Origin of the sequence: Vogesella mureinivorans (assembly GCF_007644035.1) — a bacterium.
In the GTDB taxonomy this organism is placed as follows: Bacteria; Pseudomonadota; Gammaproteobacteria; order Burkholderiales; family Chromobacteriaceae; genus Vogesella; species Vogesella mureinivorans.
Genome location: NZ_VMTV02001151.1, coordinates 1 through 278, shown reverse-complemented (window position 1 = coordinate 278; position 278 = coordinate 1). Strand labels below are relative to the sequence as shown.

The 278-nt window shown below is 50.0% G+C and carries 1 protein-coding gene; it reads right to left on the bottom strand.

What is annotated here, in order from left to right; genetic code table 11:
* Positions 1-278, bottom strand: a 278-nt coding sequence (locus tag FLQ44_RS23270; protein WP_147696223.1) for a XamI family restriction endonuclease, incomplete at both ends; no start/stop codon positions are given.

Sequence of the window (278 nt, the reverse complement as noted above, 5' to 3'; positions counted from 1 at the left end):
AATGTATGAATAGCCACGCTGTTCCAGCCACTGCCTAATTGTAGCCAGCTGTCTGCGCTCTTGGGCATTGCGAACAATCGGGTCAGCAAGCGCACCACATAGACGATCTGCAACAATTGTCGCTGCTCGGTGAACTTGTGTATCGGTCGGTTCCAGCCCGTTCTCCAGCCAGGGAAAGATGTCTTTGTCGGTCAGTCGTGCAATGATTTGACTGATTTTCTGAAGTTCAGCATCAACTAATGTACTGCTCATCCGGGGTGAAATTCGCTGTTTCTCTC